The 16,304-nt window shown below is 76.4% G+C and carries 14 protein-coding genes; 10 read left to right on the top strand and 4 right to left on the bottom strand.

Going from position 1 to position 16,304, the window contains the following annotated elements:
- The first annotated feature begins 115 nt into the window (after nt 1-115).
- Nucleotides 116-841: a methyltransferase domain-containing protein gene (locus ACFYWQ_RS10230; RefSeq protein ID WP_389514692.1), complete on the top strand. Its 726-nt coding sequence runs from the start codon at nt 116-118 to the stop codon at nt 839-841.
- A 146-nt stretch (nt 842-987) separates the two neighbouring features.
- Here the strand turns inward: ACFYWQ_RS10230 and ACFYWQ_RS10225 are convergent, their stop codons facing one another.
- Complete coding sequence (locus ACFYWQ_RS10225) at nt 988-3,357, bottom strand: hypothetical protein (RefSeq protein ID WP_389514690.1); 2,370 nt, start codon at nt 3,355-3,357, stop codon at nt 988-990.
- 3 nt (nt 3,358-3,360) lie between these two features.
- Nucleotides 3,361-4,293, bottom strand: coding sequence for a hypothetical protein (locus ACFYWQ_RS10220; protein WP_389514688.1), 933 nt, complete (start codon nt 4,291-4,293; stop codon nt 3,361-3,363).
- A gap of 251 nt (nt 4,294-4,544) precedes the next feature.
- On the opposite strand from ACFYWQ_RS10220, the gene ACFYWQ_RS10215 reads away from it, so the two are divergent.
- The 6 genes from ACFYWQ_RS10215 to ACFYWQ_RS10190 all read left to right on the top strand — a co-directional run bounded on the left by ACFYWQ_RS10215 (nt 4,545) and on the right by ACFYWQ_RS10190 (nt 10,863).
- The gene (locus tag ACFYWQ_RS10215; RefSeq protein WP_389514687.1) at nt 4,545-4,730 is read left to right on the top strand and encodes a hypothetical protein; all 186 of its coding nucleotides are present in this window, start codon (nt 4,545-4,547) and stop codon (nt 4,728-4,730) included.
- A 322-nt stretch (nt 4,731-5,052) separates the two neighbouring features.
- Complete coding sequence (locus tag ACFYWQ_RS10210) at nt 5,053-5,886, top strand: M55 family metallopeptidase (protein WP_389514685.1); 834 nt, start codon at nt 5,053-5,055, stop codon at nt 5,884-5,886.
- Nucleotides 5,879-7,183, top strand: coding sequence for a M20/M25/M40 family metallo-hydrolase (locus ACFYWQ_RS10205; protein WP_389514683.1), 1,305 nt, complete (start codon nt 5,879-5,881; stop codon nt 7,181-7,183). Before ACFYWQ_RS10210 ends, ACFYWQ_RS10205 begins: the two co-directional genes overlap by 8 nt.
- Nucleotides 7,184-7,199: 16 nt before the next feature.
- Nucleotides 7,200-9,191, top strand: coding sequence for a prolyl oligopeptidase family serine peptidase (locus ACFYWQ_RS10200; RefSeq protein WP_389514682.1), 1,992 nt, complete (start codon nt 7,200-7,202; stop codon nt 9,189-9,191).
- Nucleotides 9,188-10,108 (top strand): LD-carboxypeptidase, encoded by a 921-nt coding sequence (locus ACFYWQ_RS10195; RefSeq protein ID WP_389514680.1) that lies wholly within the window; start codon nt 9,188-9,190, stop codon nt 10,106-10,108. The genes ACFYWQ_RS10200 and ACFYWQ_RS10195 overlap by 4 nt, the downstream gene beginning before the upstream one ends.
- A 194-nt stretch (nt 10,109-10,302) precedes the next feature.
- Nucleotides 10,303-10,863: a GNAT family N-acetyltransferase gene (locus ACFYWQ_RS10190; protein WP_389514679.1), complete on the top strand. Its 561-nt coding sequence runs from the start codon at nt 10,303-10,305 to the stop codon at nt 10,861-10,863.
- A gap of 36 nt (nt 10,864-10,899) precedes the next feature.
- On the opposite strand, the gene ACFYWQ_RS10185 is transcribed toward ACFYWQ_RS10190, so the two are convergent.
- Nucleotides 10,900-11,256, bottom strand: coding sequence for a VOC family protein (locus tag ACFYWQ_RS10185; protein ID WP_389514677.1), 357 nt, complete (start codon nt 11,254-11,256; stop codon nt 10,900-10,902).
- Nucleotides 11,257-11,266: 10 nt separating this feature from the next.
- Nucleotides 11,267-11,971: a hemerythrin domain-containing protein gene (locus ACFYWQ_RS10180; RefSeq protein ID WP_389514675.1), complete on the bottom strand. Its 705-nt coding sequence runs from the start codon at nt 11,969-11,971 to the stop codon at nt 11,267-11,269.
- Between the two features lie 193 nt (nt 11,972-12,164).
- Between ACFYWQ_RS10180 and ACFYWQ_RS10175 the strand changes: the two genes are divergently transcribed.
- The 3 genes from ACFYWQ_RS10175 (at nt 12,165) to ACFYWQ_RS10165 (ending at nt 16,302) form a co-directional block, all read left to right on the top strand.
- Complete coding sequence (locus tag ACFYWQ_RS10175; protein ID WP_389514673.1) at nt 12,165-12,638, top strand: phage holin family protein; 474 nt, start codon at nt 12,165-12,167, stop codon at nt 12,636-12,638.
- Between the two features lie 51 nt (nt 12,639-12,689).
- Complete coding sequence (locus ACFYWQ_RS10170; protein WP_389515912.1) at nt 12,690-13,709, top strand: SDR family oxidoreductase; 1,020 nt, start codon at nt 12,690-12,692, stop codon at nt 13,707-13,709.
- A 601-nt stretch (nt 13,710-14,310) separates the two neighbouring features.
- A complete protein-coding gene (locus ACFYWQ_RS10165; RefSeq protein WP_389514671.1) occupies nt 14,311-16,302 on the top strand; it encodes an FAD-dependent oxidoreductase in 1,992 nt (663 codons plus the stop codon).
- The last annotated feature ends 2 nt before the right edge of the window (nt 16,303-16,304 follow it).

The following is a 16,304-nucleotide window of genomic DNA, read 5'->3' as shown; positions in this document are numbered from 1 at the left end:
CGTACGGGCGGGGCGTGGCGGATCACCTGGTGCGCTTGTCCGTGCTCCCGGGGAGCGATACACCGTACTGGCCCGTCACTACGGCGGATCGGCCTCGTATGCAGGGGAGTTGGGCATGAGCGTGACGCGTCGGTACCGGGAGGCCTGGGAGGGCTTCTGGCGCGAGGCCCCCGGGGAGGCGGGCGGGGTGTTCTGGGACGCCGACCCGGCGGTGACCGCCGCCCACCACCTCGCCCACTTCGAGCCCCGGCTCGTCGACCCCAACCTGCCGCTGATCGACCTGGGCTGCGGCAACGGCACCCAGACCCGCTTCCTCGCCGACCGCTTCCCCCAGGTCGTCGGCGCCGACCTGGCCGCCGCGGCCCTGGACCACGCCCGCCGCGCCGACCCCGCCGGGCAGGCGGCGTACCGGCTGCTGGACGCCGCCGAACAGGGCGCGGCCGAGGCGCTGCACGCCGAACTCGGCGACGCCAACGTCTACATGAGAGGCGTCCTGCACCAGTGCGAGCCCGACGACCGGCAGCCGCTGGTGGACGGGATCGCCACGCTCCTCGGCGGCCGCGGCCGGGCCTTCCTCGTCGAGCTGGCCGAGGCGGCCCGCCCGGTCCTCGCGAGCCTGGCCGAGGGCCCCGACGGACCGCCCCCGAAGCTGGAGCCGGTCCTCCGGCACGGCATCGCCCCCGGCGAGGTCGCCGACGACGCGGTGCCCGTCTACCTGGGCGCCGCGGGACTCTCCGTCCTCGCCGCCGGGGACCTCCCCCTCACCACCACGGAGTTCCTGCCCGACGGCACCCGGATAGCGCTGCCGTCGAAGTGGATCGTCGCCGGCCGGACGGCCTGAGGGGGCACCTCCCCGCGGGGTGCCCCTCGCCCGCCGACGGCCCCAGGCGACGGCCCCAGGCGACGGCCCCAGGCGGCGGCCTCGGGCGGCGGCCTCAGGTGGCGGCCTCAGGTGGCGGCCTCGGGCGGCGGCCCCGGGCGACGGTCTCAGGTGGCGGCCTCGGACTCCATGCAGTCCCAGGCGGCGCGCCAGCTGCGGAACGCCCCCGTCCGGTCGAGGGCGTGGAAGACCCTGCCCTGACCGCGGGTGCCTCCGCGCGGCGGCGGCACGGACACCCGGCCGAGGAGGCCGGCGTCCCAGTTGCGGGAACGCAGGTACCGGGTGGCCGCGACGGTGTCCAGTTCGATGCGGCGGAAGCCGTCGTGGACCGGGAGCGCCGCGTAGACGTCGGGGCTGGGCACGAGGTGGCCGAGGGCGGACAGTTCCGCGGCCGCGTTGTCGTCGCTCACCTCGACGGCCGGGATGCCGCCGTCGCTGAGGAAGCCGATCCACAGGGCGAGCTGGGTGGTCTCGGGGCCGTCGGCCTGCGCGGTGATCTCCGTGAGCCGCAGCAGTTCCCGGTAGGTGCCGAGGACGGCTTCCGGACCGAGGCTCGCCTCGGGGATCGGCGGCCCCGCCCGGTCCGCGCGCACCCCGGTGAGGTCGTCGACCGTGGCCAGCCCGGCCAGGAGGGCGGTGCGGGCGCCGAGCTGGGCGCGCAGGTACAGCCGGGTCGTCTGCACCAGCCAGCGCCGGGTGCTGATGCCCGGCCGGTCGCTCTCGTCCTCCGTCCACCAGACCTTCGTCCGGGGCAGCGGGCGGGCCGCGCCGAGCCGCTCCAGCCGGTGCCGGGTCCGCGCCGCCCAGTGGTGGGCGTAGCGGGCGTGCACCCAGGCGGGCGTGGCCAGCCGGTCGCCGTGGGCGAGCGCCTCCTCCAGCCACTTCACCCAGATCCCGGTGATGCACAGCGCGTGCTGGTGGCCCGCCTCCAGCAGCTCCAGCTCGTCGGTGACGAGGCCGGCCCGGCGGAGGTTCTCCAGGTCGAAGTGGCCCAGCATCGCCCAGTGGAGGGCCGTGTGCCGGTGGCCGTTCTTGTTGGCGGCGACGGCCTTCCCCCGGTGGCGGTGGGTGGCGTACCCGCGATGGGAGCCGCTGGGGAAGCGGGTGATCACCTGCTGGAGCCGTTCGAGCAGGCCCGCCTGTCCGCCCGTTCTGCCGGAGTAGTGGACGGCGTCCCACTCGACGCTCTGGTCGGCGCGGGCCAGCGCCCGCCGTTCGTGCGGGGGGAACGGGGAGTCGGGGTCGTCGAGCGGGCCGAGCTGCCGGCGGAGCTCGATGTACTGGGTGATGGTCCCGGACCGGAACAGGGGCTGGTTGCGGGAGAGGGTGGCCAGCTCGCACAGGGCGCGGACGGAGACCGGCCCGTCCAGCGCCCGCCAGTCGGCGGAGACGTTCCCGGGCCGGTCGAGCGTCGGCCGGGGCGGGGCGACCAGGTCGTGCAGGGCCTTCATCTCCGCCGCCGACAGGGTGAGCGCCAGGTCCTTGCGGGACCCCGCGCGGGCGGTGCCTCCCAGGACCGTGGTGGCGACGTACGAGGCGATCTCGCCCACCAGGAGGTCGGGGGAGCAGGTCAGCCGGTGGAAGGCCAGCGCCAGGGCGGCGGCCCCCGCCTCCCGGAACAGGTCGGCGCCCTTGAAGGCGGACGGGCGGGCCAGGACGGCGGGCGCGTCGGTGGCGCCGAGGAACAGCGCGGGCGGCCGCCAGGCGGCGACGACGTCGTGCTGGAGGAAGCTGCGCGCCCGGACGCCGTTCTTCAGCCCCGGTACGACGGCCGTCGCGCCGGCCTGCCGGACGAACCGGGTGAGATCCAGGTAGCGGTCCGCCTCCCGCAGCGCCCACGCGCGGCCGATGAGGGTCAGCGTCCGCGGGGTGACGGTCTCCCGGCCCCGCGGGGAGAGCCGGTCCATGACGCGTTCCGCCGCGTCCGTCAGGGCGCGCAGGTCCCACGGCGGCGGCCAGTCGGCGGGCGCGTCGCACCAGTACGGGTAGTCCTCCGCGGGCGGCGCCACGTGGCCGCGGCCCGCCCCGGCCCACTCCCGGTCGCACCAGCGCTGCACCTCCGTCAGGGCGACCGACGCGACCTTGGCCCGCCAGGCGGCGACGTTCCCGCTGTCGGTGCGCCGTTCACCGCCCTCCGCCAGGCGGTCCGGCACGGGGTAGTGGGACAGGCCGACGGCCGCCCGTACGGACGCGGCGACCGCCGGCGCCGTGTGCCCCTTGCGCAGGCCCGCCGCGTCGCCCCGGCGCACGAACCCGGCCACCGCCCGCTCCAGGCACCCCCGCACCCGGTGCAGGCCGTCCGCGCGCCAGCCCCGCGCGTCGACCAGCCCGATCGCGCACGGCCCGAGCCCCGCCAGCTCCGTCGCGGCGAGGCCCTTGCCGGCCATCAGGTCCTCGAAGACCCGCATCAGCCGTACGACGTGATCGGGTGTCACCCGCCCGGCGGCCGGTAACCGGCCGCCGTGTCCCGCTGTCATGCGTTACTCCTCCGCCTCGCACGCGACGACCAGGGCGTGGGCGGAGAGGATCGTGGAGCGCAGTTCCTGGAGGTACCAGGGAGCGTCGAAGACACGCCGCGACAGGTGCGGGGGCGTGCCGACGGTCTCGATCTCGCTGTGGAACGGCAGCCCCAGGACCCGTACGGCGTCCATGTGCTGGTACGGCGCGTAGATGTGGGTGGTGACCAGCAGCACCCGTCGGGCGTCCAGACGGACGTCCCGGGCGAACTGGCGGTAGGTGTCGGCCGTGTTGGCGTTGCGGGACGGGTCGCTGCTGCGGGCGGCGTACAGGCGCACTCCCGGCTTGCCCGGCCGCTCCCCGCGCAACTGCGCCAGGCGCGGGGCCGCCTGGGGGTCGCCGTCCACGGTGATGCCCCACGGCGCGGCCGGGGGGAACTCGGCGTCGGCGAGGGCCCGCAGCATGTCCACCTCGGTGCCGGCGCCCGGGGCGAACTCCCGGGCGTCGTCCCGCTCGCCCTCCAGCAGCGCCCGGAAGGAGCCCATGAAGCAGACCTCGTCGGCGGTGAGGGCACCGTGTCCCAGCAGGCTCGCCGCGTACTCGGCCCGGCTGCGGCAGCTGGTCGACAGCCCGCCCAGGACCAGGACCCAGTCGAAGTGGCCGCCGGTGACGGGGGCAGGCTCCACCAGTCCCAACTGTCCGGCGAGGGCCAGGATCCGGTCCGTGGGCAGCGTCCCGTCGTCGGCGGCGATCGCCAGCCGGCTGTCTCCCTTGCGGAGGTTCCAGACCTCCGAGAACGCCTCCAGGCTCGCCAGCCGTTCGCGCGGTCCGCCCCGGGCGGGCCAGTCGCCGTCGAACATCTCGACCAGTTCGCGCAGCGCGGGCGAGGCCAGCAGGTCGTGGACCGGGCCGAGCGGGTCACGGTCGGTGCGGTACACCAGTGCGGTCGTCGTCACAACTCTCCTTCTGCCGGCGCGGGCCTGCCGTCCGCGCGTCCCCGGCGGCCGTCCGGCCGCCGGGGCACAGTGTGGGCGCCCGGCCGGTGCGGATGGGCCGAAGCGGGAAAGAGGGGCGTGTTTCTCGGAACAAGGCCTCCCTGGTCCGCGGAACGGGCCGGACGATCTCCCGCGGCGTGAAAGGCGCCGCCGGGTGCGGGACGTTGCCTCCTGCCGGCCCCGACGCCGGCCCGAGTGGAGGGAAGGACCCCATGGAAGCCCACCGCCCCGACGGCGAACCGGCCGCGGTCTCGCTGTTCCTGATGACGATGACGGCCCTCGTCCTGCACCGGCAGGGCTGGAGCTGGGAGGAGATCCGCGCGGCCTTCGACGCGCTCACCGCCGCCGTGACGCTGTGGCTGACCACGCAGGACGAGCAGGGCGAGCAGGACACGTGAGCACCGCGGGCACCCGCCGTACCGGTACGGGCGCCCCGGCCCGGTGCGGGTGCCCCGGCCGGTTCGAGCGCCCCGGCCGGTTCGGTCGCTCCGGCCGGCCGGAGCGCTTCGCGCGGGTCCGGGTGCGCAGCGTCATGACGGCGCGTTCGGCCGGATGCGTCATCGGTGTCCCCCCGTGTGAGGCCGGTCACGGCTCGGAGGGCGAGAGTAGCGCCGACGGCGGGAAACGGGCCCTTCGCGTCTTCTCTTGGCATATGCCGATACAGGGGGCATGTTCCGGTGGACGCGGCACGGGCCCGCACATCACGTAACGTGACACGGCATGAAGATCCTCATCAGCGCCGACATGGAGGGCGCCACCGGCGTCACCTGGCCGGCCGACGTGCTGCCGGGGACGCCGCAGTGGGAGCGGTGCCGTGCCCTGTTCACCTCGGACGTCGACGCCGCCGTCCGCGGCTTCTACGACGGCGGCGCCGACGAGGTCCTGGTCAACGAGGCGCACTGGACCATGCGCAACCTGCTCCTCGAACGGCTCGACGAGCGGGCGCAGATGCTCACCGGGCGGCACAAGGCGCTGTCCATGGTGGAGGGCGTCCAGCACGGCGACGTCGACGCCGTCGCGTTCGTCGGCTACCACGCCGGCGCCGGCATGGAGGGCGTCCTCGCCCACACCTACCTCGCCAACTCCATCACCGGGGTGTGGCTGGACGGCGTACGGGCCAGCGAGGGGCTGCTCAACGCGCGGGTCGTCGCCGAGTACGGGGTGCCGGTGGTGCTGGTCACCGGGGACGACGTGGCCTGCGAGGACGCGCTCGGGTACGCGCCGGAGGCGCTGAAGGTGGCGGTCAAGGACCATGTGTCGCGGTACGCGGCCGTGTGCCGGACGCCGGCCCGCACCGCGGCCGACATCCGCGCGGCCGCGAAGGACGCCGCGCGGCTCGCCGTCCGCCACGAGCCGGTGCAGGCCGGGCCGTTCACGGTCGCCGTCGAGTTCGACGCCGAACACCTCGCGATGGCCGCCACCGTCGTACCGGGCGTCGCCCGGACCGGCGAGCGCAAGGTGGCGTACACCAGCGGCACCATGTACGAGGGGATCCGCACGTTCAAGGCCGTCACGACGATCGTCTCGGCCGCGATGGAGGAGCAGTATGGCTGACGCCCGGTCGTACGACGAGGTCGTGCGGTTCACCTCCGACCTCATCCGGATCGACACCACCAACCGGGGCGGCGGGGACTGCCGGGAGCGGCCCGCCGCCGAGTACGCGGCCGCGCTGCTCGCGGAGGCGGGCGTCGAACCGGTGCTCCTCGAACGCACCCCGGGCCGCACCAACGTCGTCGCGCGGATCGAGGGCACCGACCCGTCCGCGGACGCGCTGCTCGTCCACGGTCACCTCGACGTCGTGCCCGCCGAGGCCGCCGACTGGACCGTGCACCCCTTCTCCGGCGAGGTGCGCGACGGGGTGGTGTGGGGCCGGGGCGCGGTCGACATGAAGAACATGGACGCGATGATCCTCGCCGTCGTCCGCTCCTGGGCCCGCGCCGGCGTCCGCCCCCGGCGCGACCTCGTCGTCGCCTTCACCGCCGACGAGGAGGCCAGCGCCGAGGACGGCGCCGGCTTCCTCGCCGACGAGCACGCCCACCTCTTCGAGGGCTGTACGGAGGCCGTCGGCGAGTCCGGCGCGTTCACCTTCCACGACGGCGCCGGACGCGAGATCTACCCCATCGCGGCGGGCGAGCGCGGCACCGGCTGGCTCCGGCTGACCGCGCGCGGCCGGGCCGGGCACGGCTCCAAGGTCAACCGGGAGAACGCGGTGACCCGCCTCGCCGCCGCGGTCACCCGCATCGGCGAGTACGAGTGGCCGCCGCGCCTCACCCCGACCGTGCGGGCCGCGCTCACCGAACTCGCCGTCCTCTACGGCATCGACCCCTGCCTCGACGACGTCGACACCCTGCTGGACAAGCTAGGGCCGGCCGCCGAGCTGGTCGCGGCGACCGTCCGCAACAGCGCCAACCCGACCATGCTGGAAGCCGGTTACAAGGTCAACGTGATCCCCGGGGAGGCCGTCGCCCACGTCGACGGACGCTTCCTGCCGGGCGGCGAGGACGAGTTCCGCGCGACCCTCGACGACCTCACCGGCCCCGATGTCGACTGGGAGTACGTGCACCGCACGGCCGCCCTCCAGGCACCCCTGGACTCGCCCACGTTCGCCGGGATGCGCGCCGCCGTCGAGGAGTTCGCGCCCGAGGGGCACGTGGTGCCGTACTGCATGTCCGGCGGCACGGACGCCAAGCAGTTCTCGCGGCTCGGCATCACCGGCTACGGCTTCGCGCCGCTGCGGCTGCCCGAGGGCTTCGACTACCAGGCCCTCTTCCACGGCGTCGACGAACGCGTCCCCGTCGACGCCCTCCACTTCGGCGTCCGCGTCCTCGACCGCTTCCTGCGGACGGCCTGAGAGCGCGGGGGAGAGCGTGCAGATCCTGCCGTACGGCTCCTGGCCCTCGCCCCTCGACGCGGGCCTCGCCGCCGCGCACGACGGGCGGCCCGAGTACGTCGGCTTCGTCGGCGACGAGGTGTGGTGGACGGCGCCCCGGCCCGCCGAGGGCGGCCGGCGCACCCTCGTGCGCCGACGCGCCGACGGCGGCGAGGAACCGGTCCTGCCCGCGCCCTGGAACGTCCGCAGCCGGGTCATGGAGTACGGCGGCCGGCCCTGGGCCGGCGTGCCGCACGGGGAAGGGCCCCTCGTGGTGTTCACGCACTTCGACGACCAGCGGCTGTACGCCGTCGAACCCGGCGCCACACCCCGGCCGCTGACCCCGGTCTCGGCGGTGGGCGGCGGACTGCGCTGGGCGGAGCCCCGGGTGCTGCCGGAGCGGGGCGAGGTGTGGTGCGTGCTGGAGGAGTTCACCGGCGACGGGCCCACCGACGTCCGCCGCGTCCTGGCCGCCGTACCGCTGGACGGATCGGCCGCGGACGACCGGCGGGCCGTGCGCGAACTCACCGACGGGCGGCGGCGGTTCGTCACCGGGGCGCGGCTCTCCCCGGACGGCCGGCGGGCCGCCTGGCTGGCCTGGGACCATCCGTGGATGCCGTGGGACGGTACCGAGGCCGTCGTCGCCGAGGTCGGCGCCGACGGGACGTTCGGCCCGGAACAGGTCGTGGCGGGCGGGCCGCGGGAGTCGGTGGCCCAGGTCGACTGGTCGGCGGACGGCCGTCTGCTCCACACCAGCGACCGCACGGGCTGGTGGAACCTGTACCGCGACCACGAGCCGGTCTGCCCCCGCGCGGAGGAGTTCGCCGGTCCCCTGTGGAAACTGGGCCTGTCCTGGTTCGCCCCGCTGGACGGCGGACTCGTCGCCGTCCTCCACGGCCGCGGACCGGCCCGCCTCGGCGTCCTCGACCCGGAGACCGGCGAGGTCGTCGACGCGGCCGGGCCGTGGACCGAGTTCGCGCCCACGCTCGCCGCGTACGGCGAGCGAAGCGAGATGGGGGCACCCCCGCCCGGAGGGTGGGGGAGCGTCGTCGCCGTCGGGGCGAGCCCGCGCAGCGCCCACGAGGTGGTCGAACTGGACGTCCGCACGGGCCACACCCGGGTCGTCGGCGCCGCCCACGAGGACACCGTCGACCCCGCCTACTACCCCGAACCCCGGATCCGCACCTTCGCCGGCCCCGGCGGCCGGGAGGTCCACGCCCACGTCCACCCGCCCCACCACCCCGGCTGCGCCGCCCCGGACGCCGAACTGCCCCCGTACGTCGTACGGGCGCACGGCGGCCCCACCGACCGCTCCCCGCTCGTGCTGGACCTGGAGATCGCCTACTTCACCTCCCGCGGCATCGGCGTCGCCGAGGTGAACTACGGCGGGTCGACCGGCTACGGGCGGGAGTACCGGGACCGGCTGCGGGAGCAGTGGGGCGTGGTCGACGTCGAGGACTGCGCGGCCGTCGCCCTCGCCCTCGCCGAGGAGGGCACCGCCGACCGGCGGCGGCTGGCGATCCGCGGCGGCAGCGCCGGCGGCTGGACCGCCGCCGCCTCCCTGGCCGGCACCGACGTCTACGCCTGCGGCACCCTCGCCTACCCGGTCCTCGACCTGGTGGCCTGGGCGACGGGCGGGACCCACGACTTCGAGTCCCGCTACCTCGACACCCTCGTCGGGCCGCTCGCCGAGGTGCCCGCCCGCTACACCGAACGCTCGCCCGCCGAGCACGCCGACCGGATCGGCGTGCCGTTCCTGCTGCTCCAGGGCCTGGACGACCCGATCTGCCCGCCCGCCCAGGCCGAACGCCTGCTGGCCCGCCTCGCGGGACGCCCCGTGCCGCACGCCTACCTCGCCTTCGAGGGGGAGGGGCACGGCTTCCGGCGGGCCACGACGATGGTGCGCGCCCTGGAGGCCGAGCTCTCCCTGTACGCTCAGGTGTTCGGGCTGCGTCCGCCCGGCATCCCGACCCTGGAGTTCACGCAGTGAAGGACCTCGTGCGGCCCGCCCGGCTCGCCCCCGGCGCCCGGGTCGCCGTCGTCGCACCCAGCGGACCCGTCGCCGAGGAACGGCTCCAGGCCGGCCTCGACGTCCTGCGCGGCTGGGACCTCGACCCGCGGGCCGCCCCGCACGTGCTCGACCGCCACGGCACGCTCGGCCACCTCGCGGGCACCGACGCGGACCGGGCCGCCGACCTCCAACGGGCCTGGTGCGACCCGGCCGTCGACGCGGTCATCTGCGCGCGCGGCGGCTACGGGGCCCAGCGCATGGTCGACCTGCTCGACTGGGACGCCATGCGGGCGGCCGGCCCCAAGGTGTTCGTCGGCTTCAGCGACGCGACCACGCTCCACGAGGCGTTCGCCGTCCGCCTCGGCCTGGTCACCCTGTACGGGCCCGTCGCCGGCGGCGACCTGGCCAAGGACGCCCGCGCCCAGGACCACCTGAAGGCCACCCTGTTCGCCCCCGAGACCGTCCGCACACTCACCTCCTCCGGCATCGGCCTGGCACCCGGCCGCGCCCGGGGCGTCACCCTCGGCGGCTGCCTCACCCTGCTCGCCACCGGCCAGGGCACCCCGCACACCCGGCCCGGCGCCCGCGGCGGGCTGCTCCTGCTGGAGGACGTGGGGGAGCAGCCCTACCGCGTGGACCGGACGCTCACCCACCTGCTGCGCACCGGCTGGCTGGACGGCGTCGCGGGCGTCGCGCTCGGCTCCTGGGACCGCTGTGGGCCCTACGAGCACCTGCGGCCGGTCCTCGCCGACCGGCTCGGCGGGCTCGGGGTGCCCGTCGTGGAGGAACTCGGCTTCGGACACTGCGAGGGAGCGCTCACCGTGCCCTTCGGGGTGCACGCCGAACTGGACGCCGACGCGGGCACGCTCACCCTCGACGAGCCCGCCCTGCGGTGACCGAGGGCCGCGCCGCCCCGCAGGGCGGACGGGAGTCCGACGACAGGACCCGGGCCTGACGACAGGAGCCGGGTCTGACGACAGGACCCGGGTCTGACGACAGGAGCCAGGCCCGGCGACAGGAGCCAGGCCCGGCGACAGGACCCAGGCCCGGCGGCGGAGCGCCACGGCCGCCCCCGTCGTAGGCTGGGCCGGTGCCGCACACCGCTTCCCGCTACCTCGCCGAGGGCCCCCGCGTGGGCGTACGCCACTTCACCTACGCGGACGGTGCCGAGTTCACCGCGCGGGTCCGCGAGAGCAAGGACCTGCACCACCCGTGGCTGTTCCCGCCGGCCACCACCCACGCGTACACCGCGTACGCCGGCCGGCTCATCGAGGACCCCACGAAGGCCGGCTTCCTCGTGTGCACGCTGGACGACGACGCCATCGCCGGCTTCATCAACATCAACAACATCGTCGAGGGCGGCTTCCAGTGCGGTGCGCTGGGCTACGGCGCCTTCGCGCACGCCGCCGGACGCGGACTGATGCGCGAAGGGCTCGACCTCGTGGTGGGACACGCGTTCGGGCCGCTGCGGCTGCACCGGCTGGAGATCAACGTGCAGCCCGGCAACGCCGCCTCCATCGCCCTCGCCCGGGCCTGCGGCTTCCGCCGGGAGGGCTTCTCCCCGAAGATGATCTACATAGACGGGGAGTGGCGGGACCACGAGCGGTGGGCGCTCACCGTCGAGATGTGGACCTGCCGGCCTTCCGGCTGACCGTCCCGGCCCGGCCGGTCCCGAGCGCTGCCCGCGTCACGGCCGGCGGTCGGCGGTCTCGGCGTACTCGTAGACCGAACCGTCCGGGTGCAGGGCGATCAGATTGCGCCCCACCGGCGTCGCCAACGGCCCCGCGAGCACGTCCGCCCCCAGCTCGGTGAGCCGCTTGTACGCCTCGTCGACGTCCGTGACCGCGATCGTCGCCGTGACCTTGCGCAGCACCTCCAGCTCGCTCTCCGGCCCGCTCATCAGCAGGAAGCAGCCGACCGCCGCCACCTCCACGCCACCGCGCCCGAACCGCAGTGCCGGGGCGCCGGCCAGACGCTCGTAGAAGGGGACGGCGGCCTCGAGATCGTCGACGCAGACACGCAGCGTGGCTCCCAGGATGTCCATGGCGAGGAGCCTAGTGCGGGCGGCCCGCGGGGGAGGATCCTTCACGCCATCCCCGCGCCGTCCGGCCGTCCCGCGCACGCGGGCCGCCCGCCCGCGGCCCCGCGGCCGCCGCCGCGCGCCCGGGACCGGTGTCCGTGAGCCCGGGACCTGTGTCCGTGCCCGGACCGCCCCGCCCGCCGCCGGTGTCCGTGCCCCGGCCGCCCGGCGCGGGGCCGGCGTCCGGCTCCGGACCGCCTCGCGCGGCGCCGGTGACCGTGACCGGATGCGGCCGGGTGGGCACGAGCGCGTCGGCCGCGCGGACGGCGTGGGCCAGCGTCGCCAGCCCGCCCCCGTCCGCGACCTGGTCGAGCCGCGGGAACTCGTACCGCTCCTCGGCGGCGGCGTGCGCCAGCACCTCCCGGCGCAGGGCCGCGAGCAGACCGGGGAACGCGGGCGAGTCCGGCTCCACGGCGTCCAGGCGGGCCAGCGCCCGCCCGGCCCGCGCCTCCTCCGCGATCCGCCTCGCGGCGAGGCGCGCACCACCGCGCACATGTCTGCGCACGAACGGGTGGACGACCTCCTCCTCGACGGTCTCGTGCACCGCGAGCAGCCGGACCAGGTACTGGAAGGCGCGCCTGCGCTCCTCGCCCCCGGCCCGCGCCACCTCCTCGAACAGCTTTCGGATACGCGCGTGCTGCTCCACCAGCAGCTCCACCACGTCGCTTCGCTCGGACATCGACCTGGGCTCTCTCCTGAGACGGTGAACCGCGCCTGCCGGTGCGCACGGCGCACGACGCACGGCGCACGGCGCACGGCGCACGACGCACGACGTACGGCGCACGACGTACGGCGCACGGGCGCACCGGGCCGTCGGGTGCCCCCGCGGCCCGCCGGCGTTATGCGCCCGAGGCCCCGGGTACCCGCATTCCATGGAGCGCATCGATCACCTGGAGCATCTGGACAAGCATCTCGTCGACGAACTGGCGCAGGTGGCACGCGAGACCATCCGCGAGGAGCTGCGCGAGCAGACCCGCAAGCAGCGCCGCACGGCCATGCTGTACGCCGCGTCCGGCGCCCTCGCCCTGTACGCGGGTGCCGCCGTCGCGCTGGCCGTGGGGCTGGGGCTCGCCACGGGACTGCCGGACTGGGCCGCCGCGCTGATCACCGCGGCGATCCTCGGCGTCCTGGCGTACGTGCTGCGCGGCGCCGCCAGGCCGCACCGGCACCCGGCCCACCACGAGGCCGCGGCGTCGGCCGCGCACGGCCCCACGGCCGCCGGGGCGACCCCCACCGGGCCGGCCGGCGGCCTCGGCATGCCGTACCCGCCCATGCCGCCCACCCCGCCCGGCGCGGCACCGCGCCCCGGTGACACCGACCCCGAGTCGCCGCACCACCGGGCGTGATGCCGGGTGCGGACGCGCGGGACGACAGCGGCCGGCCGGGGACGGGCCGTGGTGGTGACCGGGGCCAGCGGCGGCGTCGGCCGGGCCACGGCCCGTGCATTCGCCGCGCGCGGCGACCGGGTCGCCCTCCTCGCCCGGGGCCGTGAGGGCCTCGCCGCCGCGGCGGACGACGTGCAGCGCGCCGGCGGTGAGGCGCTCGTCGTGAGCGTCGACATGGCCGACGCCAAGGCGGTCGAGGACGCGGCGCAGAAGGTCGCGGACGCGTTCGGCCGCATCGACGTGTGGGTCAACAACGCCTTCTCCGGCGTGTTCGCCCCCTTCACGGAGATCACCCCCGACGAGTTCCGCCGGGTGACCGAAGTGACCTACCTGGGCTACGTGTTCGGCACGCGTGCCGCCCTGCGCCACATGCTGCCGCGCGACCGCGGCACGATCGTGCAGGTCGGCTCCGCGCTCGCCTACCGCGGGGTGCCGTTGCAGTCGGCGTACTGCGGCGCCAAGCACGCCATCCAGGGGTTCAACGAGTCGCTGCGCTGCGAACTGCTGCACGGCGGCAGCCGGGTGCGTACGACGATGGTGCAGCTGCCCGCCGTCAACACCCCCCAGTTCGACTGGGTGGTGAACCGCATGCCGGGGCGGCCCCGGCCCGTGGCGCCCGTGTACCAGCCGGAGGTCGCCGCGCGGGCCGTCGTGCATGCCGCGGGACACGCGCGGCGGCGGGAGTACTGGGTGGGCGCCTCCACGGCGGCGACCCTGATCGCCAACGCCGTCGCCCCCGGGTTCCTCGACCGCTACCTGGCCCGGACGGGCTTCGACGCGCAACAGGAACCGCGGGACCGGCACGGCCGGGAGACCGAGTCCGCGGCCGGCGGGCCCGGCAACCTGTGGAACCCGGCCGACGGCCCCCACGGACACGACTTCGGCGCCCACGGCCGTTTCGACGAGGAGTCCGCCACCCGGGACCCGCAGGAGTGGCTCTCCCGCAACCGGAACCGGATGGGCGCCGGGCTGCTGGCCGCGGGCGTGGCCGCGGCACTCACCGCGAGCCTGCGGCGACGCGACCGGGCCTGACGCGCGGCACCCGGCGCGCGGCGCCCGACCCCCGTGGCGCCGGGTACGGGGCGCCCGGCCCCGTGGTGCCTGGTGCGTCGCGCCCGACTCGCGCGGCGCTCGGCGCGCGGCGCCCGGCCCCGTGGCGCCCGGTAGGGGGCGCCCGGCCCCGTGGCGCCCGCCACGACGTGCCCGTACTCCCGCGACGCTCGGCAGATGCCGCCTGAGCCCGTGGTGCCCGGTCCGCGCCCGACTCGCGCGGCGTCCGGCCCCGTGGTGCCTGCCACGAAGTGCCTGCCCGTACTCCTGCGGTGCCCGGCACGTGCCGCCTGGCCCCGTGGCGCGCGGTACGCGGCGCCCGCCCCACCCGCGGTGCCCGGCGCGCGCCCGACACCCGCCCCCGCCCGCCGTGGCCCGAACACCTCCGCCGATGTGCCGGTCGGCGCCGGGGCCCGGCCGGCGCCCCGGTGCCCGACGGCGCGGCCCGGAGAACCGGTGGGTGTGCGTCCCCGCGCCGGGGTCCCGGACGTTTGGCGGCCCTGGCCAGGGGGACGCGGAAAGCCTCGTACGACACGCTCCCCGCGCCGTGAGGGCGTGGGGAACCCCAGCCGGAGGCGAACCCGTGAGTCGACCCCGCATCGTGATCGTCGGAGCCGGTTTCGCCGGGTACCGGACGGCCCGCACCCTGACGCGGGCGGCCCGCGGCCGGGCCGACATCACCCTGCTGAACCCCACCGACTACTTCCTGTACCTGCCCCTGCTGCCCCAGGTGGCCGCCGGCATCCTCGAACCCCGCCGGGTCACCGTCTCCCTCACCGGCACCCTGCCGGGGGTGCGGCTGGTGCTCGGCGAGGCCGACCGCATCGACCTCGACGGACGCACCGTCGGGTACACCGGCCCCGAGGGCGAACCGGGCACGCTCGCCTACGACCGGCTGGTGCTCGCCGCGGGCAGCGTCAACAAGCTGCTGCCCATCCCCGGCGTCGCCGAGCACGCGCACGGCTTCCGCGGTCTGCCCGAGGCGCTGTACCTGCGCGACCACGTCACCCGCCAGACGGAGCTCGCCGCCGTCGCCGACAGCGCCGCGGAGTGCGCGGCGCGCTGCACGTTCGTGGTGGTCGGGGCCGGCTACACCGGCACCGAGGTCGCCGCGCAGGGGCAGCTGTTCACCGACGCGCTGGCCCGCGCGCACCCGCCGGCCACGGGGATGCGGCCGCGCTGGCTGCTCCTCGACGTCGCCGAGCGGGTCCTGCCCGAGCTGGACGAACGGCTCTCGCGCACCGCCGACCGGGTGCTGCGCGAGCGGGGCGTCGACGTGCGCACGGGCACCTCCGTGAAGGAGGCCACCCGCGACGGGGTCCTGCTCACCGACGGCGCGTTCGTCGACACCCGCACCCTGGTGTGGTGCGTGGGCGTACGGCCCGATCCGCTCGCCGAGTCCCTGGGACTGCCGATGGAACGCGGCCGGCTCCTCGTCGAGCCCACGCTCCGGGTGCCGGGCCGGCCGGAGGTGTTCGCCTGCGGTGACGCGGCCGCCGTGCCCGACCTGGAGAAGCCGGGACAGTACACGCCGATGACCGCCCAGCACGCCTGGCGGCAGGGCAGGGCCGCCGGGCACAACATCGCGGCCTCCCTGACCGGCGGAACGCTGCGGCCCTACCGGCACAAGGACAAGGGCTTCGTCGTCGACCTCGGCGGGGTCAAGGCCGCCGCCAACCCGCTCGGCGTCCCGCTCTCCGGGCTGCCGGCCGGCGCGGTCACCCGCGGCTACCACCTCGCCGCCATGCCCGGCAACCGCGTCCGCGTCGCCGCCGACTGGCTGCTGGACGCCGTCCTGCCGCGCCAGGCCGTCCAGTTGGGCCTCGTCCGCTCGTGGGCGGTGCCGCTGGACACGGCGTCGCCGGAACTGACCCGCGTCCCCGACCGGCCCGGACACCGTGCCTCGGCTTCCTCCGGACCGGGGGCCGCCCTCGCCCCGGAGGCGGGCGGCGACACGGGCACGGGGGGCGACGACGGCACCGCGGCGGTCGTCGCGCCGACCCCGGAACCGGCGAAGCACCCGACGCACGGGGAGCCCGTGCGGCATCCGGCACCCGGGGAGCCCGCGGGGCACCGGGCCGGCACGGGCCCGGCCCCCGGCGGTGAGCGGCCCGGTCCGGCAGCGGACCGGGACACCACCGCGGCGGAATCCGCTGCCGGCCCCGATTCCGCCCCCGGTCCGGGCCTTGATTCCGCCCCCGGTCCGGGCCTCGATTCCGCCCCCGGTCCGGGCCCCGACCCCGGCCCCGGCCCCGGTCCGGGCCCCGATTCCGGCCCCGGCTCCGATCTCGGCCCCGCCTCCGCGCCAGCCCGGCAGGCGGGCGGCGACACGGGCACGGGGCGCGACGACGGCACCGCGGCGGTCGTCGCGCCGACCCCGGAACCGGCGAAGCACCCGACGCACGAGGAGCCCGCCAGGCGTCCCCCGCACGAGGAGCCCCCGGCGCCGCGCCCCTCCGACAGCCGCCGGTCCGGGGCGCGTCCCGGCGGGCACGATCCCGCCCCCGGTCCCGTGCGCCGAGCCGACCCCGCCCCCGACGCCTCCCCGCGAGCCTCCTCGGAAGGAGACCAGTAACC

The sequence above is a fragment of the Streptomyces sp. NPDC003247 genome, from assembly GCF_042888135.1.
Classification (GTDB): Bacteria; Actinomycetota; Actinomycetes; order Streptomycetales; family Streptomycetaceae; genus Streptomyces.
This window is presented reverse-complemented; position numbering and strand designations above follow the sequence as displayed.